The organism is Armatimonadota bacterium (genome assembly GCA_037138755.1).
Classification (GTDB): Bacteria; Armatimonadota; Fimbriimonadia; order Fimbriimonadales; family Fimbriimonadaceae; genus Fimbriimonas.
The window spans coordinates 78,757-98,274 of sequence record JBAXHT010000003.1 but is presented as its reverse complement, the minus strand read 5'-3'; the positions used below and the strand labels follow the sequence as shown (position 1 = coordinate 98,274).

At 54.3% G+C, this 19,518-nt stretch carries 19 protein-coding genes and 1 tRNA gene; 11 read left to right on the top strand and 9 right to left on the bottom strand.

The genetic code is table 11. The features are described 5' to 3' along the window. Position 1: 1 nt before the first annotated feature. Entirely contained in the window at positions 2-751 is a 750-nt protein-coding gene (locus WCK51_12780) for a fumarylacetoacetate hydrolase family protein (protein ID MEI7577760.1), read from the bottom strand. A gap of 116 nt (positions 752-867) precedes the next feature. Here WCK51_12780 and WCK51_12775 point away from each other — a divergent pair, with 116 nt between their 5' ends. The 5 genes from WCK51_12775 to WCK51_12755 all read left to right on the top strand — a co-directional run bounded on the left by WCK51_12775 (position 868) and on the right by WCK51_12755 (position 5,792). Further along, entirely contained in the window at positions 868-1,275 is a 408-nt protein-coding gene (locus tag WCK51_12775) for a response regulator (protein MEI7577759.1), read from the top strand. A 158-nt stretch (positions 1,276-1,433) separates the two neighbouring features. After that, on the top strand, positions 1,434-2,456 hold the full coding sequence (locus WCK51_12770; GenBank protein ID MEI7577758.1) for a LacI family DNA-binding transcriptional regulator: 1,023 nt from the start codon (positions 1,434-1,436) through the stop codon (positions 2,454-2,456). Continuing rightward, on the top strand, positions 2,453-4,567 hold the full coding sequence (locus WCK51_12765; protein MEI7577757.1) for an alpha-amylase family glycosyl hydrolase: 2,115 nt from the start codon (positions 2,453-2,455) through the stop codon (positions 4,565-4,567). The genes WCK51_12770 and WCK51_12765 overlap by 4 nt, the downstream gene beginning before the upstream one ends. Before the next feature lie 17 nt (positions 4,568-4,584). Then, entirely contained in the window at positions 4,585-5,439 is an 855-nt protein-coding gene (locus WCK51_12760; protein ID MEI7577756.1) for a prepilin-type N-terminal cleavage/methylation domain-containing protein, read from the top strand. 50 nt (positions 5,440-5,489) lie between these two features. Continuing rightward, positions 5,490-5,792, top strand: a complete 303-nt coding sequence (locus tag WCK51_12755; GenBank protein ID MEI7577755.1) for a hypothetical protein — start codon at positions 5,490-5,492, stop codon at positions 5,790-5,792. Positions 5,793-5,812: 20 nt separating this feature from the next. On the opposite strand, the gene WCK51_12750 is transcribed toward WCK51_12755, so the two are convergent. Next, positions 5,813-6,262: a VOC family protein gene (locus WCK51_12750; GenBank protein ID MEI7577754.1), complete on the bottom strand. Its 450-nt coding sequence runs from the start codon at positions 6,260-6,262 to the stop codon at positions 5,813-5,815. Positions 6,263-6,285: 23 nt separating this feature from the next. On the opposite strand from WCK51_12750, the gene WCK51_12745 reads away from it, so the two are divergent. The 4 genes from WCK51_12745 (at position 6,286) to WCK51_12730 (ending at position 9,653) form a co-directional block, all read left to right on the top strand. Further along, a complete protein-coding gene (locus WCK51_12745) occupies positions 6,286-6,699 on the top strand; it encodes a hypothetical protein (protein MEI7577753.1) in 414 nt (137 codons plus the stop codon). Positions 6,700-6,810: 111 nt separating this feature from the next. Next, positions 6,811-8,739, top strand: coding sequence for a hypothetical protein (locus tag WCK51_12740; GenBank protein MEI7577752.1), 1,929 nt, complete (start codon positions 6,811-6,813; stop codon positions 8,737-8,739). Beyond that, positions 8,715-9,554 carry a diaminopimelate epimerase gene (gene dapF / locus WCK51_12735; protein MEI7577751.1) on the top strand — a complete coding sequence of 280 codons (840 nt, stop codon included), beginning with the start codon at positions 8,715-8,717 and terminating at the stop codon, positions 9,552-9,554. Before WCK51_12740 ends, dapF begins: the two co-directional genes overlap by 25 nt. Positions 9,555-9,567: 13 nt before the next feature. Beyond that, positions 9,568-9,653: transfer RNA gene (locus WCK51_12730), tRNA-Leu, on the top strand. Between the two features lie 4 nt (positions 9,654-9,657). Here the strand turns inward: WCK51_12730 and phoU are convergent. The 5 genes from phoU to purL are packed head-to-tail and all read right to left on the bottom strand — an operon-like array spanning position 9,658 to position 15,852. Next, positions 9,658-10,341: a phosphate signaling complex protein PhoU gene (phoU, locus tag WCK51_12725; protein ID MEI7577750.1), complete on the bottom strand. Its 684-nt coding sequence runs from the start codon at positions 10,339-10,341 to the stop codon at positions 9,658-9,660. Between the two features lie 5 nt (positions 10,342-10,346). Next, entirely contained in the window at positions 10,347-11,258 is a 912-nt protein-coding gene (locus WCK51_12720) for an ABC transporter ATP-binding protein (protein MEI7577749.1), read from the bottom strand. Beyond that, positions 11,251-12,111 (bottom strand): NAD(+)/NADH kinase, encoded by an 861-nt coding sequence (locus WCK51_12715; protein ID MEI7577748.1) that lies wholly within the window; start codon positions 12,109-12,111, stop codon positions 11,251-11,253. The genes WCK51_12720 and WCK51_12715 overlap by 8 nt, the downstream gene beginning before the upstream one ends. After that, positions 12,112-13,575 (bottom strand): tetratricopeptide repeat protein, encoded by a 1,464-nt coding sequence (locus WCK51_12710; protein MEI7577747.1) that lies wholly within the window; start codon positions 13,573-13,575, stop codon positions 12,112-12,114. A gap of 24 nt (positions 13,576-13,599) precedes the next feature. Further along, entirely contained in the window at positions 13,600-15,852 is a 2,253-nt protein-coding gene (gene purL / locus WCK51_12705) for a phosphoribosylformylglycinamidine synthase subunit PurL (GenBank protein ID MEI7577746.1), read from the bottom strand. On the opposite strand from purL, the gene WCK51_12700 reads away from it, so the two are divergent. Beyond that, on the top strand, positions 15,839-16,252 hold the full coding sequence (locus WCK51_12700; protein MEI7577745.1) for a hypothetical protein: 414 nt from the start codon (positions 15,839-15,841) through the stop codon (positions 16,250-16,252). The genes purL and WCK51_12700 overlap by 14 nt on opposite strands. On the opposite strand, the gene WCK51_12695 is transcribed toward WCK51_12700, so the two are convergent. Together WCK51_12695 and WCK51_12690 are read right to left on the bottom strand one after the other, a co-directional pair. Then, positions 16,224-17,528: a peptidylprolyl isomerase gene (locus WCK51_12695; protein MEI7577744.1), complete on the bottom strand. Its 1,305-nt coding sequence runs from the start codon at positions 17,526-17,528 to the stop codon at positions 16,224-16,226. The two genes, WCK51_12700 and WCK51_12695, sit on opposite strands and share 29 nt — an antisense overlap. A gap of 26 nt (positions 17,529-17,554) precedes the next feature. Further along, entirely contained in the window at positions 17,555-19,111 is a 1,557-nt protein-coding gene (locus WCK51_12690) for a M14 family zinc carboxypeptidase (GenBank protein ID MEI7577743.1), read from the bottom strand. A gap of 30 nt (positions 19,112-19,141) precedes the next feature. Between WCK51_12690 and WCK51_12685 the strand changes: the two genes are divergently transcribed. After that, the gene (locus WCK51_12685; protein ID MEI7577742.1) at positions 19,142-19,480 is read left to right on the top strand and encodes a hypothetical protein; all 339 of its coding nucleotides are present in this window, start codon (positions 19,142-19,144) and stop codon (positions 19,478-19,480) included. Positions 19,481-19,518 lie beyond the last annotated feature (38 nt).

The window sequence follows — 19,518 nt, the reverse complement described above, 5'->3', positions numbered from 1 at the left end:
GTTAGCCAAGTTTGGTGGAGAGCATCCCAAGACGCTCCATTGAAAATTGAAATTCGTCGCCTTTTGAAACGGCGCAGGTCGAATCCTCGAATAGAGGTCCGATACAGAGAAGGTCGCCACTCTTGACGGTGCAGGTTTCACTGGCGAGCTTTACAGCTTCGACGAGAGAAAGCGAAAACTCCTCGAAGTTCAGGAAGCCCTTCTCATCGCCATTCACCCTAATTGACGCCGAAAGCTTGTACATGATTCCGTTGTCCGTAGGGGTCATCACATCATCGAGGTCGTCCGGAGTCGTGATCACGGGGCCAACCATGATTCCGAAATCCTGCGCTCGGCCGATCAAGGGCCCGTCGTCTTGCTGAATGCTGTTTGAAGAAAGAATGTTGACAAGAGTGAAACCAAGAAGAACTGCCTCAGCTTCGTCTTCGTCGAGTTGGTAGCCAGTCCCACCAATCACGGCTCCAATATAGGAGCGAACCACATATTCGGCGGAGGTATCAGGAAGTTCGATCACCATGCTTGGCCCGATCACGGCGGCAGGGTTGGCGTACACAAAACCGGTCTCCGCAACATCCGTCCGGAACACCCGAATCGAAGGCGGAGTCGGCACCGGGGCAAGCGGACGCACATCGGCAGCCTCATGAACTCCAATGGCCTCGGTCCCGTCGGTTTCATAGATTTTTCCGTCGTAAACCATTCCTGAGCGAATTGTTCCTGGCTCGGATTTCAGTTCAAAACGGCAAAGTTTCACCCGAACAGGATACCTTTTCGAGCCGATTGACCCTTAAACGCCAAAACGGCTAGATGCACCCGGCAAATCCGTGGTATGATTCACCCGCAGAACAGGCACGACCTGGGAGAATCTGGATGCCGAAAAAAATTCTTGTTTGTGACGATGAGCGACATATAGTTCGCCTGATTCAAGTCAACCTTGAGAAACAGGGTTACACGGTTGTAACCGCGTTTGACGGAAAAGAAGGGCTTGAAAAGGTTAAGGCGGAGAAACCAGACATGGCTGTTCTCGACGTCATGATGCCTTACATGGACGGCTTTGAGGTTCTCAAGTCGCTTCGCCGTGAGCCAGAGACTGAGTCACTTCCGGTCATCATGCTCACCGCAAAGGCGCAAGATAAGGACGTTTTTGAGGGTTACCACTACGGTGCAGACATGTATCTCACCAAGCCGTTCAACCCAATCGAGCTTGTCACATTTGTCAAAAGAATCCTTGACGGAAACGATGGCGGCGGCGGAAGCAGCAAGCGAATCGATCTCTAAAACATATCACCAGATTCAAAAAACCTGAGAAGAGTGCCTTCTCAGGTTTTTTTTTGTGCATACGGAACAAAAATTGTTGTTGAGAATTCGTATTCTTGTGTTATGATTCTTGTGAATACGAATTCACGGGATGAACCGAGAGTTGTAAGGACGCACCAATGAGGGTGACACAGCGCGATATAGCAAGGTTGGCAAAGGTCTCACAGGCTACGGTCTCGCGTGTGCTGTCGGGTGATGTCCGGGTCGAACCCGAAATTCGCGACCGAGTCCTTCGCATCATGGCGGAGAAGAATTACAAGCCTGACGTGCGCGCTCAAGCCCTTCGCAGTAAACGAGCCGGAATGATCGGACTCGTGATCAAGCGGCCCCAAGGCGGCATCTCAAACGATCCGTTCTTTGCCAACTTGATCTCATCAATCGTTGATGAACTCTCCGGATCAGACTTCCACCTTTGCGTCGACTCCGCAATGAGCGACTTCTCGCACGAAGCGATCTACGATGAAATGCTCCGCACCCGGCGCGTGGACGGGCTAATTCTCGTGGAGTCAGAAGCCTCTGACGATCGAATCATCCGGCTCCAACGTGACCACTTTCCCTTCGTTCTCATCGGCAACCCGCTCCACGCGGGCGAAGTCCACAGTGTTGACAACGACAATGTCCTTGCTTCAGAAACCCTCACCAGGCACCTAGTTGAGCAGGGGTACAAGCGAATTGCGTTCCTAGGTGCTAGATCAGGAATCACCGTGTCGGACGATCGCATCGCCGGGTACCAACGCGCGCTTCGAGGGAGTCAGGATGATCACCTGGTCTACCATGCTGACTTTGGAAGCGAGAATGCCCGAAAAGCTGCTTTTGAATTCCTGAGCCAAGATGACCGACCTGATGCAGTTGTCGTTCTGGACGACTTCATGGCACTCGGGGTCTCGATCGCCGCTCGCGAGAAGGGTCTTTCAATTCCTGATGATCTCGGCCTGGCTTCATTTAATGACACCAGCCTTTGCGAAGCGGTCGGTGGAGGACTCACAAGCGTCAACCTCAACATTCCCGCCCTTGTCAAACAGACTGTAGAGCGCTTGATTCGCATTATTGATGGCGAGGATGTTCCAGCAAACCGCCGTCTCATCATTCCGGCGAAGCTAAGCCTTCGGCACAGCACAATGCGAAAAGGGGTGATCCGATGATGCTTGTCGGCATGCTCCTGGTGCAAGACACGCTGCATAAGTTCGTTTTCGTCGCCGACGAGAAGCTCAACTCGGTCAGCGTTGCAGGAACCTTCAACAACTGGAACAAGGACGCAAACCCGCTCACTCTTGACTCCGACGGTCGCACCTGGACAACAAACATCAAGCTCGGTCTCGGCAAGCACCAATACAAGTTCATCAAGAACGGCGATCAATGGATCACCGACCCCAAAGCCAACAAGAATGAGGACGACGGAGGCGGGAATATCAACTCGATCCTCTTCATCACCCCTCCGGATTACAAGCTCAAGGCTAGCCGAACCGATGGGCAAACCGCGAAAAGCGCGATCTTCCACGAGCCGCTGGCTCCCTACTTCAACTTCTACAACGGCAAGGTTCAGCTGAAATTCAGAACCCGTCCAGGCGATGTTCAATCGGTCAAAGTAGTTTCTGGACAAGTGTCCGTGAGTGCAAAAGAATCGCCCGTTGACGACTTCTATTCCAACTGGAAAGCCGACCTTCCTTGGGACGGAAAGTCGAAGTTGTTCTACCGTTTTGAAGTCACCGATGGCGCAGCGAAGGCCTCCTACTCCTATTCAGTTGACCCAGCCAAGACCCCCATTTTCATCACCCCAGCGTGGGTTCCACAAACCGTCGTCTATCAAATCTTCCCAGATCGATTTGCTAACGGCAACCGAGCCAACGACCCTGCGGACGTCATGCCGTGGGACGCAAAACCGACCTACGGCAACCGATTCGGCGGAGATGTCGCAGGCGTCAGCAAGCACCTCAAGCACCTGAAAGACCTCGGAGTTGGCACGGTCTACTTCAACCCAATCTTCGCCAGCCCGAGCAACCACCGTTACGAGGCGGACGATTTTTATCAGCCAGACAAAGAATTCGGAACGCAAGCCGAGTTCATTGCTCTTACCAAAGAGATGAAGGCGAGCGGAATCCGAACCGTGATGGATTTCGTCTTCAACCACACTTCGCCACGGTTCTTTGCCTTCAAGGATCTTGCCGAAAAGGGGCAAGACAGCAAGTACAAGGATTGGTACTTCCCCAAGAGCTTCCCCGTAGTGAGCGGAGACAGCAAAACCTACGAAGCCTGGTACGGCTTCCCTTCCATGCCGAAGGTAAACATCGTCAACCCCGAAGCCCGCGACTGGTTCCTCAAGATGGCGCAGTTCTGGCTAAAGAACTCGGCCCTCGACGGAATGCGGCTTGATGTTGCAAACGAAGTGAATCCAGAGTTCTGGAGAACAATGCGACCCGTGGTCAAGAAAGCCAATCCAAACGTCTGGATCATTGGCGAAATTTGGGGCGACGGAAACCCTTGGCTAAAGGGTGACCAGTTTGATTCGGTAATGAACTACCAGTTCCGCGACGCTTGCCTCAAGTTCATCGCCAAAGGCACCACCAACTCAACCCAATTTGCGAACCAGCTCATGAAGGTTCACGAGAGCTACGTTCCGCAGGTCAGCAACAACATGATGAACCTGCTGAGTAGCCACGACACCGCAAGGTTCCTCACCGAGGCCGGTGGAGACAAGGATCTTCAAAAGCTCGGCGCCGCAATCCAGTTCACCTGGGTCGGTGCGCCCAGCGTGTATTACGGTGAAGAACTCGGCATGGAAGGTGGAGCCGACCCCGACAACCGTCGAGGAATGGCGTGGGAAATGGCGACTCCAGCCAACGACATGCTCGGCTACTACAAAAAGCTCGCCGCACTCAAGAAAACGAACTCGGCACTCTGGACTCCGAACGTGGAATTCGCCGAAATTGAAGGCACCGAAAGCGACAAGGTAGGTGCCTACTACCGCACCAGCGACAAAGACGCCGTCGTTGTTGCCTTCAACCGTTCCGAAATGGAACAAACGATTTCTCTCCGCCCTCCAACAAGCGTGCGAAAGCTCGCAAGCGGGGGACTTTCTGACATCATCTCCGGGGACCGTTTTGCGGTTTCCGACCGACCGGTAATCATCAAAATGCGACCCAAGTCTGCCCGCGTGCTGGCGACGGTTGCGAAGAAATCCTCGCTTGCCCCCAAGGTTCAGCTCTTTGCTGTTTCGAAAGGGGATTCGGTTCAACGCCGAGCGAATTCCATTTAGGAGCAAACACAACAACCATGAAAAACAATCGAGCGTTTACGCTCATCGAACTCCTCGTCGTGATTGCGATTATCGCAATCCTCGCCGCGATCCTCTTCCCAGTCTTCGCTCAGGCGAAATTGGCAGCCAAGAAGACCTCTGATCTCAGCAACATCAAGAATAACACCATGGGTGGCATTCTCTACACGGCTGATACCGATGACATGCTTCCATTCGTTGAGTGGCCTGACTTCTACGCTAACGCGGCGAGATTCATGCCTTACATCAAGAACCGACAGGTTTTCACATCGTCGGTTTCGACGTTCAAAATTGGTTCGTACCAGAAGAAGCAAGGTGGAAATGGCTACGGCTTCTACATGGAAAACCCAGCTAGCCCTTGTGTTGGTGCGCTCGGCGTGTCCACTCGAGGACAGGCAAACTTTTACGATGACATCTACCCACCTCTAGATTATCTTTGGAACGAGTCTCTGAATGAGGGGCAAGTATCCTGTACCGGCCCTTGGTGGAATACCAGTGCTACCGTAAACATTGACGGTGGCATCTCTATGACCTCCGGAAAGTTCACCAACATTGCCAAGGTTGCAATGTGGTCAAACTTCCCTTCCATCGGTACCCAATGGCCAGGCGGATGTGTTGACGGCAATTGCGACAACGGAGCAAGTGTAGGATCTGCCTATTCAAGCTTCTGGGGCGCTAACTACAGGGGTCCATTTAGCGAAGGATCAAACGTTGGTTATGTTGACGGACATGCCAAGTATAACAAGTTCAGGGCTCTTCACCCTTGTGGACGAGAAAACTGTACGGATAGTGCTGGTCTTCGAACTGACTATAAGGCTTGGGGCTTCAACTGGGCTTCGCCTTCCGTCCAGTAGGACAATGATCGCATCCCCAGAGCCTTCTTTGGGGATGCACAAAACTATCCATGAAAAAAGCTATTCTCCTTCTTCCCATACTGGTAATGATGATTGGCTGTGGCAGTGCCGAAGGCCCTGACCCTGCAGCCGCAGACAAGGCAATTGCCACGCTAGACAAAATGTCTTCGCAAGAGTGGTTCGACAACTTGCAAAAGCAGGCTCTCAGCCCGCAACAAAAGATTGTCGCGATCGACACGCGAAAAAACCTCACCGACGAAGAACGCACGAAGTTCAAAGAAATGGTTAATTCAGGTGGCGGTTCGACAGCCCCGACAGGCAACCCGACACCTGGCGGCGGCGGACAGCGCTAACTAAACGCACCATTTCCACTTCAAAGCGGCCTTGTGTACATCGCAAGGCCGTGTTTTTCGTCCCGAGGCCACACGTTTTCGGGTTTGTCCCAGTACAGTTCTAAGCCGTTACCATCGGGGTCAGAAAGGTAGAAGGCTTCGCTGACACCGTGGTCGGCTGAGCCTTCGACTAGGTGTTCAACTCGTTTGACCGCTTCGTAGAGTTCCTCGCGAGTCGCATAGAGGATCGCTGCGTGAAAGAGACCTGGTGCCCTTTGCGGTGCTGGCCCAGCTCCTTTGCTATGCCACTGGTTCAGCCCAATATGATGGTGGTACCCGCCGGCCGATACAAAAGCCGCGTCGGCACCATACCGCTGAGTGAGCTGAAAGCCGAGCAATCCGCAGTAGAATTCAAGCGACCGCTCCAGGTCACTGACCTTGAGGTGAACATGCCCTATTCGGGTTTCACTCGGGACGACGTACTCGCTCATACACGACTGTATACTCCTAGCAGATGCCCCTTGCTCCAACTTCTGACGAGATCGAACAGCGCAATCAGGTGATGGCGCGAGTTCTAGAGTGCATTCGGTCCGAAACGCGCATCAAACTTCCAGACTTCGACCCATCCCGCGCGCGCCCATCCGATCAGTTTGCCCTGATCAACGTGGGATTGGAGCCGAACGATTTCGGCGGCACCATTGGCCCCTACCGATACCAGTTCGAAGGTGAGGAAGACCTTCTACATCTGATGGTCACCGCGACCTCGGGTGTAGTGGTCACCACCTCCGAGGCGCACGAGGTTGCTTCACTGATTCTCCACGGTGTGCCTTCGGCATTGGTGTGGCTGAAGCCCGGCGAGTTCTCTCAGCACTTCTACGTTGGACACGATGAACTTCTGGGGCAGTTGACCATCAGGCTTCCGGATTGAAGGGAAAGTCCTCGCGTGAAAACTCAATCCTGAATCCTGGAGCCTGTTGCCTCACCGTTTGACTGTAAACTGGAACCCTGCCGCGAAAATCGGCATAAGGAATAGGGGCGGATGAGCGAACCGGATTGTATGACCTTGCGCGAGGCTGTTGAGCAGCTCGGCACGGTCGCGCCTGGGGCACCGCTCTTGGCCCTGGGGCAGACGGTTTTTTGGGATGAGCCGATGAAGGCCGGTCTCGCTCTTGAAGCCGCGCAGGCAGGCGCGACTTTCGTTGCCGGAGTTCATGATACGGACTATTTCGCGAAGGCACCCGGCACTAAGCACGCCAAAAATCAATTCCTGACCCTGCCTCATAACGACGGATCCACAAAGGCCCTTTGGTCCGCCGCTGCCGAATTTTCTTGCCTGTTCGGCTCCGAAACGGTCATTACCAAGGATGCGCTGATCAAGGCCGGTCTCCGCTTCGACCGACTGAACCAGATTCGCAAGGGCTTCCTCGATGAAGCAACCCAGGCTTGGGGCTGGCGCGGAATTGTCTCGCTCGACGAGCAACCGCCGATCACCCTTGAAGTGAAGACCGATTCGCTCAGCCGCGAACTGTGCAAAACGCTCAAGTGGGCGATTGATGAATCAACTTCCTCGTTTGGCGGAGACGGATTCCCTAAGGCCGTTCAAAAAGGCGACGAACTCAATGCCCACTTCTGCGATTCAGCAGAACGAGACGGCCAGACACTTTCCCAGGTCTACCGCGACTTGCTCCCCAAGGTTTACTCGTTTGTCGCCAATCGGCCCGTCCCAATGAAAACGACGCAGACCAGCGAGTTGCTCCGATTCAACCTTTCGACGTGCTCTCTTCCTCGATTCGAACTGGTGAGAAGATTCATCGAGGATTCTTCGGCCAGATCAGCATACGACACGGCGATTAAAGATTATCCGGGCCTTTACAGCCTTGCCAAGTTCGGCACGGGTGCGATCCCGTTCGACCTCGTGATCCCCGGCGTCGGACGAGGAACGATTCGCATTGGAAATCGGGGGATGGTCATCAACACCCCAAGTCCCAAGTTCCTCTCCTTCAAGAAGCCAATCGAATCACTCGAAGAGTTCGCTGGTCTCATTGAGGATAAGTTTGGACCTGAGTGCATTCTCGTCGGAAAAGCCGTCACCCTCATCGGAATGCTGGGCCGCGAGTTCGTGTTTTCCTTCCACGAGGGCGCCTCGTCCTACGTCAAGGCATCTCGCGAGCTTCATCGTGCTCTGGACTTCAAAGTGAACCCAATCCTCAGAATCCGATATCAGCTCTGGGATTCACTAGATGGCCTGCAAGGCTGGTTCAAAATGCCCGAGCCGCTGCATCGGGCGTTCGGGTCTGACGATATCTGCTTCCCTTCTTTCGCAGCTCGGTGGCGGGCGGTGGGCGTGGAGCAGCGAGAGAGGCTCGCCAGGCTCGGTACGATCAGAAAACCGATTGACCTTCTTCAATTCATCGAGCAACTCGTTGGTGGAGCTTGGAGTACCCAGGCCCAGGAGTACGCCGTGCTCCAGCGTCAGTTATCGGTCCTCTCACGTGAGGTCGAAGAGTTGTCGGAGAAACGAAGGCGAATTTACGGTCGTCTCAGAGAAATCCGCGTCGAATGGCAGGCACTTGAAAAGCAGAAAGGGCAGCACTTCCGCGAACGGATTTTTGACCGACTAGCTACCGAAACTGATATGGAAACCCGGGCACTCTATGGGCAAAAGCTCTTCTTGCTCCAATCCGAAAGAGATTCCCTCAAGGCCGCTCTGGTTAAACTGGGCCGAAAACAACGCGAAGCATCCCAGGACCCGGCAGTGATGCGGGCCCATGAAAGAAGACGGGAAATTGAGATCGAAGCCGAGCTGAAGCGGCTCAAGCTGATCCGTGAAGCCATCGTTTCTAGCACAGGGCTTGAGAATGCGAATCGCCGCCCCGCCGCATGGTGGCTTCCGATGATCTCGCCAGACGGTAAATTGTTTGACGCCGTAATGAAATCTGCCGAATGCTGGTGGGAGCCGATGAATTGAGGTTTTGGAAAGTTCAATCCATCGGGAACCACTTCCCGCTCGTCCTGATGAGCGATTTCTCGGGAGTACTGCCAGAATTAGCCATTTCGATGTGCCGAGATCACTTTTCAGTCGGCGGAGATGGCTTGTTGGCGGTGGGAGTTGAGGGCGATGATCTCCGCCTCCGAATGTTCAATCCAGATGGGACGGAAGACTTCTGCGGAAACGGGCTCCGCTGCGCTGCCCGATTCGCTTTCGACCAAGGCATGGTGGGACCATCGTTCAACATCCGGCACCTTGATCGCACGGTCGCGGTAACCGTCGAGGGTCCGCTCATCAAAACCATGATCGGTACCGCCTCCTACGAGCCGAAGGACGTTCCCACCATCATCGCCGGGGAACTGTTCGACGAGACGATTTTCGCGGGCCGAGATTCCGATTGGTCGGTTGTGTTATCGGGTTCCGCCCTGTCGACTGGGTCTACGCATGTTGTTCTGCCAGTAGGGTCGTTGCCCGACGACGATGGGTTCCGCGCCATCTCCTCCCGTATCGAAGTCGATCCCCGATTTCCTGACCGAACCAGCGTGATCTGGGCCGCTCGCGAAGGCGAGGCACTAAAGATTCGCATCTGGGAGCGTGGCGTCGGAGAGACCTTGGGCTGCGGCACCGGCTCTTCAGCCGCCGCAGTAGACTGGATGCGCCGACGCAAACGCGGCGGAAGAATCGAAGTTCGGAATCCAGGAGGCACGGTTTGGGTTTCGGCGGACACCTGGTCTTCACCAATCACCCTCGAGGGCGAGGCCACCACGGTGTTTCAGGGCGAATTTCCGATATAATCTTGGTTCCGTTGCCCGGGTGGCGAAATGGTAGACGCAGAGGACTTAAAATCCTTTGGTAGTAATACCGTGAGGGTTCGAGTCCCTCCCTGGGCACCAACACTTACTGCTCTTCAAAGCCCGCGAGTTGCTTGAGCTCACCCGTGACCATGTAGTGAACTCGCTCGGCAATGTTCACTGAGTGGTCGGCGATCCTTTCCAAATGGTGAATCGCCTGGAAAAGCCAGCCGTGGGCAACCACCGAGTCCGGGTCACGGCGCATCAGCAGGAACACCTGCGCCCGAAGTTCGCGATAAATCTTATCCGCCTCGTTCTCCTGGGTTCCAACCAACTCAACTCGATCCAAATCTCGCCGCACAAACGCCTCCATGGCGTCGTGAAGCATTTTCCGACAAAGAATCGCAAACTTGCCCAAGTCAATAATGTCCGTTCGCCCTTCTTCTCGCTCAATCTTCAAAGTCGCCTTGGCCAAATCCACTGCAAGGTCGGCGCACCTTTCGAGATCAGTGATGATCTTAAGAGTCGCTCCCACGTGTCGAAGGTCCGCACCCATCGGGTTCTGGAGCCCGATGATCTTCATGCAGAGAGACTCGATCACCAGTTCTTTTTCGTCTATCGCATCATCCTGCTGAATCGCCTCTTTGGCCAGCACGGGGTCGAGTTTCACTAAGGAATTCGATGCATCCGCCACCATCTTTTCAACCCAACTCGCCATCTCAAGAAGCTCGTGCTCCATGATCTCGAGTTCTCGATCAAAATTCTGGCGGGCGTAGCTTACGGATTCCATGTCGATCAAAACGGATTGTGGCAGTAGAAAGTTCGCTCACCCTCGGTCGTTCCTTCAGGCTTCACGGTGGCGCAAATGTCTTGGCGGCGAACGCAACGGTCAGCAAAGCGACAACCGGGTTTGACATCTTTGGGATCGGGCAGCTCGCCTTCCAGCGGCTCGGGCAGATAACCCAACTTATCGAGCGTCGGAGCAGACTCAAGCAGGGCGCGAGTGTAAGGGTGTTTCGGATTTGCAAAAATCTCTTCCGTTGGCCCAGTCTCTACGATGCGACCCAAATACATGACCGCAATCCGATCAGCAAGAAAGCGAACCGTCATTAGGTCGTGCGAGATATACAGGAACGCGCAGCCAAGCTCGGTCCGAATGTCTTTAAGCAGATTTAGAATCTGCGCCCGAATAGAAAGATCCAGAGCCGAAGTCGGCTCATCGCAGATGACCAAGGGAGGACGCAATGCCAAGGCGCGACCGATGGCGACTCGCTGCCGCTGACCGCCCGAAAGCTGGTGCGGAAAACGATCAGTGAACCGCTCATCAAGCCCAACTTGCCTCATCACCGCCGGCACATCAACGGGAACGTTCATTAGCATTCCTGGCTCTGCGATGGAGCGAGAGATCGTCCAGCGCGGGTTGAGTGAGGCGTAAGGGTCTTGCCAGACCATTCCCACTCGCGACGCCATATCGCTCGTGGTCTTCACCACCCCTTGGCCGCCGAGTACTATTGAACCGCCTGAAGTGGGCTGCAAGCCGAGCACGGCCTTTGCCAACGTTGTTTTGCCGCAACCTGATTCTCCGACGACCGCAACTATCTCTCCTTCATTGACTTCAAGCGAGACACCATCAAGGGCGTGAACCACACCCTTGTTTACCGGGTAAGTTACTCGAAGATCGTCGACGCGAAGAACGGTGTTAGTCATTGTCTCCCAAGATGCTTTGACTCCAGAACAAGCGGTTGCGGAGCTTGTAAAGGAAGTCTTCATTTTGGATGGTTACAAGGTTAGTTGTGCGCTCCGAACGGCGAATTTCTACATAATCGCCAGGAAGAAGATGCAAGCGGGTCTGACCATCACCACTCAGAACTGCGTCTCCGCCGCTATTCAGCCTCAGCTTAATAGTGCAGGCAGCTCCGAGTACCAGCGGCCTTGCAGAGAGCGTGTGCGGGGCGAGAGCGGTCAGGATGAGGGCATCCACGTTCGGATCAACGACAGGTCCACCAGCGGAAAGATTGTATCCGGTGGAGCCAGTAGGAGTAGAGACCATGACTCCATCAGCCGGATAGCTGGTCAACGCCTGACCGTTGACTTCGACATCGAACGTCAGCATTCGGTCCGTAACCGTTCTTTGTAGAACGGATTCGTTGAGCGTATGGATCGTGGCGACAGACTTCTCGCCACGAACAAGCGAGGTCTCGAGCATCATCCGACGTTCGGTCTTGTGCTCTCCATCTTGAAAGGCACTCAGAACCGCGCCAATGTCCTCGGGCATACACTGAGTCACAAACCCGAATCGCCCAAAGTGAACTCCAAGAATCGGTGTTCCTTTTGCGGAACAAAGATGAGCGGCACGTATAATCGTCCCATCTCCCCCAAAGGCGATAACCAAATCGCAATCGGCAACTTCCGTAGGCCCTACAGCGTGGAGGCCAAGCCGTCCGGCGGCGCGGTCTTCGGAGACGACCTCGCACCCTCGGTCCAAAAGCCAACGTGCCGCCCGTTGGGCGGCTTCGGCGGCATCGTCACGATGCAGATTGAGGACGATAGAGGCTCGCAATTAACCCGCTGCTTTCATTCTCTTAAGATTCTTAGCGACATCCGAGTTGTTCGGATCGATCGTGGCTGCCCTTTCGAGTACGATGATCGCTTGTGGCCGCTTGTTCATCTTCTCAAGAACAACTGCTAGGTTATTGTACGCCGGAACAAACTTTGCGTCAGCAGCAATCGCACTTCGGAAGGCAGCTTCGGCGGCGGCATAGTTTGCATCTCGAAGATGGCATCGTCCAACTCCGTCGAGAGCCATTGAGCTTGTCCCTTTAGTAGCAAGCGCGCTCTTGTATTGAGTCATTGCTTCCTTGGTGTTGCCCATCTCGTACTGAGCGTCTGCAACCAGAAGTCGAGTTTCGATGTCGCTTGGCATGAGCCGAAGCATCTCCATCCAGATTGGCATTGCAGATTTGACATCGCCCGATCGAGCTGCAGCCGCGGCAAAGTTCTTCTTATTCTTAGCGGAAGGATCGATTCCTGAGAGCTTCTCGAAGAGTTCCCGAGCTTCTGCGTACTCACCCTTATTGAAGAGGATCACACCGAGGTTGCCAAGGGTTGCTCCGTCGGAATCCCGCAGCGAAAGTGCCTTGCGGAACGCCATTTCTGCGCCAGCATAGTCCTTCTTATTCTTCTTCATCACGCCGATGTTGAAGTTGTAAGTGAAATCAGAGGCAAACATCGACTCGTAGTTCGAGTATAGTGCTTCCATGTCTGCCGTTCGAGAACCTTGAGCGTAGCAGTCGCCGAGAGCCAGAACGATTTGCTTGTCTTGAGCGCCTGCCTTCAGAGCGCGCTCGAGATATGTTGCGGCAGTGGAATGCTTGCGAAGTCGATAAAGAAGTGCGCCAGCGTTACGTGCGTAGGTTTGGTTCTTCGGATCCATGTCCGAAGCTCGGCTGAAGGTAGCCGCAGCTGCATCAAACTTCTTCGCGCCTTCCTGAGCGACACCAAGGTTGTTGACAACGAAAGCCTTATCTTTAGCCTTGTCGCCCGCCTTGGTGAACATCAAAATAGCCTTATCCCAATCCTTGTTCTGGATGTGAATGTTTCCAAGATTGTAGTAAGGCTCAAAGGATGCTTGGTCGACCACGATCAACTCGTTGTACCGAAGCAGCGCCTTATCTTTTTGGTCCGTGATGAAATAGGCGTTTGCGAGGTTGTTGAGAACTTCCGTATCTTTTTTGTTTGCCGCATAGGCGACTTCCAGTGGGCCAACCGCCTTCTTAGCTTCGTTGTTCTTGAGATAGAGGAACCCTAGCCAGCCGTTTGCAGATCCGCTCATTGGAAACTCTTTAACGATTCCCTCGAAGGTCGCGATCGCATCTCCCAGCGCAAGAGTCTTCTTGTTGTACTGCTCGGCAGCAGCTACGACCTTTACGTTTGCCGCGTTTTCAACATCCGTAGGCCCCTGAGCGAACGCACTGCTCAGAGCAATGGCACAAAGAGCCGTAACCAATAATCGCATTGACTTCATATCTATTTCAGACCACCTCATATTCTATGCCAATTCGTAGGCACCCATGATTTTGGGAATCGCGTTTTCGTAGGCATCCTCAAGGTGGAGCAGGCCCCACGAGAGGGCACCGAACGTGCCGTTTAGGTTCAATTCAGGCACATTCGTGACTTCACCTAGTTCAATTACCAGAAGATTGTGCTTTTCCACAATTTCTCTCACCTTTGCTAGGTCGGAAGTCGAAACCACGACATCTCCTTGAAACTCTCCAAATAGCTCCGAAACTGCATGTCCGGTTGCGGGAAGTTTCGCGTTGATTCCAAGGCCTGCGGCAATCGCCATCTCACTCAGAGCTACCGCCAATCCTCCGTCGCTCACATCATGGGCCGAGGCGATTGCGTCCTCACTTGCAAGCTCTGCAAGAGCATAGCAGAGCCGTTTCTCGGCTGCGAGGTCGGGAGCTTCTGGGTAACCATCTTCACGTCCAACCACATCAACCAAAAATGCACTAGCGCCAAGCCCTCGATGGCTTGAAGGGGTTTGCCCTGTTCGAATCAATGCGAGAGTGTCCCCAAGACGAGGAACCAAACCTAGCGCCTTGCTTGGATCATCGAGCACGCCTACCATTCCAATCATGGGCGTGGGCGGAATCTCACCAAGCTCGCTCTCGTTATAGAAGCTGACGTTTCCGCTGATAACCGGCGTGTCCATCGCCTCGCTTGCGCTTGCGATTCCCTCGACGGCTTCAGCAAACTGCCAGTAAACCTCGGGATAGGTTGGGTTTCCGAAGTTGAGTCCATCTGTGACAGCAACCGGGCGAGCACCTGTACAGGCGACATTTCGAGCCGACTCGACGACCGCAAGTTGGCCACCCCGCCGTGGGTGAGCTTTGGTCCAACGGGCGTTTCCGTCGAGCTTTACTGCAAATCCTTTCTTTGCTCCGCTTGGAGCTATGACCGCGGCGTCCGCCGCCCCAGATGACCTCACCGTCTGAGTCTGGACGTGTTGGTCGTATTGCTGGTACACGTACCGCTTGCTCGTTATGTCTGGGCTCGCGAGAAGCCGAAGGAGGGCGGAATGCAAGTCCACCTCCGGCAAGCTCGCCGGATCGAACTGGGCCGCCTTTCGGAAAGATTCTGGTTCAATTTGCTCGCTGTGATAAACCGGGCAGTGGTCAGTTAGAAGTTTAGGATCCAGCTCGGCAATAACCTCACCATGCCGAGAGACACGAAGGATTTCCCCGTCCGTGACATGCCCAACCACAACGGCGTGGACTCCCCACTTGTGAAAAACCTCGATGACTTCTTGCTCGCGGCCTTTCGTAGCAACCGCCATCATTCGCTCTTGACTCTCGCTAAGCATCAGCTCGTAGCCACTCATGTCGTTTTCGCGCATCGGAACCAAATCAAGATTGATCTCCATTCCGACTCCGCCCTTGCTCGCCATCTCAACGGTCGAACAAGTCAACCCGGCAGCTCCCATATCCTGAATTGCGACAATTGCTCCGGTTGCCAATGCTTCCAAGGTTGCTTCAATGACTTGCTTTTCTGCGAAAGGGTCACCGATCTGGACGTTTGGCCGTTTCGCTTCGCTGTCTTCGCCAAATGCTTCCGAAGCGAAGGTCGCGCCGTGGATTCCGTCGCGACCGGTGGACGAACCGAGGTAGATCACCGGGTTCCCAACCCCGCTCGCTGCGGCGGTTGTGACTTCATCCAGTTTGAGAACACCCACGCACATGGCGTTCACCAATGGATTGCCCGAGTAGTTGGGATGGAAATTGACTTCGCCACCAACCGTGGGTACTCCAACGCAGTTGCCGTAACCCGCGATCCCTTCGACCACGTGATCGAAGAGGTACCGGTTCTTGCGAACAATCGCCTCTGGTGCTTTGCCGTCCTCAATTGGGCCAAAACGAAGCGAGTTGAGCAGAGCAACCGGACGAGCACCCATAGTCAAAATGTCACGGATAATTCCACCGACACCAGTCGCCGCACCCTGGTAGGGTTCAACGTACGATGGGTGGTTGTGAGACTCGACCTTCATGGTAATTCCCAGCCCATCGCCCAAAGGTACAACGCCTGCGTTTTCCAGGCCCTCACCTTCCATTGCCTCTTTGTACTTGCTAAAACGGTTCAGAACTGGTCGGGAGAATTTGTAGCCGCAGTGCTCGCTCCACATAACGGCGAACATTCCCAGTTCAGCGTAGGAGGGATCGCGCCCCAAAAGTTCGGTCAGCAGGGCGTACTCCGAATCGTTCAAGCCCATGGACGAGTAGACTTCTGGTGTGAAGGCGGCCATCTTCCTAAGTATATCTGTCGCCCTGCTTGCCGGGTGTGCTTCTGGTCCGAAGGTCGTTGGTAAATGGGAGGGTTCCCGCGATTGGAAGGCAATAGGCACCCAAAACGAGGAAGTTTCGAGGGCTCTCGCTGGAGTGATCCTTGAACTCAGACCGAACCAGACATTTCTTCTGCAAGATGGTGGAATTCCGTTTGAGGGGACCTATGTGGTGTCGGCAAACGAGATTCGCTTTGATGTTCTACAGATCATGAACCGACCTGTAGGAGTGCAACCTGAAGGAACCCAGAAAACCGCCGCCTTCACCGCCGAAGTAAAGGACAGCAAAATCTACTTCCGAGCCATCGATGAAAAAGATGCGGTTGTTCTAGAACCTAAGGTGCCGGAACCGGCTCAACCGTAGCCGACGTGATCGTATCACCAACTTGGATGGCATCGATCAGGGCCTCACCATTAATCACCGATCCAAACACGACGTAGTTGCCGTCCAAAGACTTCAGATCATCGAGACAAACGTAGATCTGGCTCCCCGCTGAATCCAAGCTCGTCGAACGCGCCATACCCAGCGAATACTTGAGATGTTTGAGATCGTTCGCCTCAAAATTGATCGTATAGCCGGGTCCGCCTGTTCCGATACTGGGATCCGTGAGCGGGAGCGTTTTGGTTAATGGACAACCCCACTGAACAACAAAGTTCTCTTCTCGCCGGTGCAACTTGATTCCCTCATAAAACTTCTCGTTCACCAAGGAAACTAGGTTAGCGCAGTGTCGAGGAGCCTTATCAGGTCTTAAGCCAAGAGAGATTGAACCAGCGGTAGCGAAGTTAAACCGAACCATCAAATCGGTTCTGACCGAAATCGTAGTGCTGACGGACTTTGACGTATCGCTCGCCAGAGTAGCCGTCACTGTCACATCACCCAACGTCGTCGCATCACCAGTCCATACGCCAGCACTAGTTATGGTTCCCGAAGAAGCTGACCAGTTGACACCCGAGGTGGCAACGGTTCCCGCAACCTTCGCCTGGAAAGTCTGCCGCGAAAGCGGCATTGCGTACCGGGTTCCCGAGAAAGCAACCAGTTCTATCGCAGGCGCAACGGTCACCGTGAAGGTCTGCTTCTTGCTTGGGTCCAGCGCGCTCGTCGCCGTGATCGTATCCGTAAACGTCGAAGTTCCCACTGCTCCGCTCGGTGCGGTGTAAACGCCCGACACCGTGATAGTTCCCAGAGTCGCAGTCCAGGTCACCGCGCTCGAACCAGCACCGGTGACCGTCGCACTGAAGGTCTTGGTTCCACCGTAGGCAACCGTCGCACTTCCCGCTGAACTGATATTGACGACGTATCCAGAATCTACCTTTGCAACCGCCTCTGCAAACTTGGTTGGTTCGCCAGAAACCTCAGCCCGAATCGTGTAATTTCCCGAAGCAGCCGGGGCCTTGTACTTGCCCGGCTCCGTAAAGCTTCCCTGAGATGTAGGACCCACGCCCGGAAGGCTCCAAACCACTGCTTGATTCCCGCCGTCCACGACCGCGGTTAGCTGGATCGACTCGTTCGGCTTCAAACTAATCGTTGAAGGCGTGATCGAAATGCCGCGATAGGGAGCGGGTGAACCTGAGCCACCGCTTCCGCCACAGGCAAGCAACACGGTCATGACCAAAGCAAACAGCAAAACGCGAAGGCGCATAAGTCTATTGTATCCGTGCCGTCTGGTTACAGCGGTCGTGTCTTTAGCTTAACTGGTCGAATTACCCGAGACACCGGATGCCAGGTGTCCTCGATGAATCCGTCCTGAATCGTTCCCCAGGCCGTCGCCCCATCCATCGAGCTAGGTTCCAGAAGCTCGAATGCAACTCGCCCAAGCGGCTGCTCGCAACGAACCAAAATCCCTTGAATCGGTCGGTTCCAGGGGCGCCATTCGCCCTCAAGCGTAATGAGTTTATGGCCCTGAAAAGCAGATCTGGCCTCGGTTCTTTTCGAGATTCGGAAAGCCTCGAGAGGATTGGTTTTCGGCGGATCTTGATCAAGCCCCTCGATCACTTCCAACTTCAACCCGTGCAACTTCAGTAACTCGATCAGCTTTGGTTCCGAGTCCGGGATCACGTAGGCGAATGGAACTTCGGCAAAGGTGGTTCCGATGAAACGATCAAATACCGGCATCATCACCTTCTCAATATCTCGAACTGGCCCCTTGTTCCTCACTCCAGCGCTCAACCCTTTTTCCAACAAAACCTCCTCTTCGCCCCGAGAAGTCATTTGGAACCGGGTGGCCAACTTTGACCCAACAATCGAGGTCTCAGAAGCCGCATGAATCGCTTTGATCTTGGCGGCGTCTTTTAACATCTTGCCGAGGCAAAGTTTGACGAATCGCTCAGTATCTCTGACTCGAACGTCGAACGGCTCGTAAACCATTGCTTCACTGAGAATAGGCAACGCGCCCCGCAGACCCGCATAGTTGGTCACAAACCGAGCATCGGCGGCAAATGTCTCGAACCGCCACTTCCCATCCTGAAAGAACCCATTTCCGTAATCCTGCAGCTCTAACTTGAACTTCTTTCGCGCCTCCAACCGAACAGCGGGAAAGAACTCCTTGAATGCATAGTTCAACAGCTCGGGATGAGCATTAGGATTTCCCGGACCGCCATATGTCATGGGGTAGCCGTGTCGGGTGCCGTCCGTGGTGTGCAAATCAAAAACAACATCTGGGTTCCAAGAGTAGATGTTACGGAGCGCGCCCTGCATCTCGGGCGACTCCGCCTTTGTGCAATCTCTGTTCAAGTCCAACCCTTGACCGTTAGGCCTCAAACCGACCATTTCCGGCCCATTCTGCCCTGGTCGGTTCTTCGCCTGCGGAGCAAACTCCTCGTTCCCGTCGCAGTTATAGATCGGTTGCACGAGCAAGATCGCCTTCTTCAGCAGCCCGCGATCTCGGACCCATTCGCGCATCAAGTGTTGAGCAGCCTCCTTCCCTTCCACCTCGCCTGCGTGAATGTTGGCCTGCACATAAATGACCAGTTTTCCGCTCTTAGCCGCTTCTTGCGCGGTGGAAACCATCGGCTCGGCGATCGTGACTAACGGAATCTGCCGGCCTTTCGCCGATGTGCCGCTGTAACCCAACTGCGAGACTTTCGGATATTTGGTCGTGAGTGCTTTGCAGTAGCTAACCACGTCCTCGTAAGTCGAAGTCTCCAAATACTTCGTCCGCTCGGCACGCGTTTTTAGCGGATCGTCGAACAATCCAGACATCAATAGGAGCGGAACCAAAGCCATCCCAACCTTTTACCCGCTAAACTAGCCGAGATGTCCTCTGAATGGCCACCCGAACTCGACGCGCTCATTGCCGCTCCCGATCACCACAAGCTACTGATGGAGAACAAGAAGGTCCGCGTCCTGGAGACAAAGATCAATCCGGGGGAAACTGTTCCGGTCCACACCCACCAAAACTCCTCGACGAACTACTTCTTCTCGTGGTCAGATTGCATCCGCCGAGACGACAAAGGCGAAGTACTCTTTGACTCAAAGGCTGCTGGAGTTTGCGTGGAGCCTGGTGCAACTACCTGGCAGGGACCGTTGCCACCACACACCCTCGAGAACGTCGGAGACCAGCCTATCCATTTGATCTCGGTAGAGATCAAATAGAGTCAGCTCTGACGCAAACTGGTGGGCTTTAGCACGGA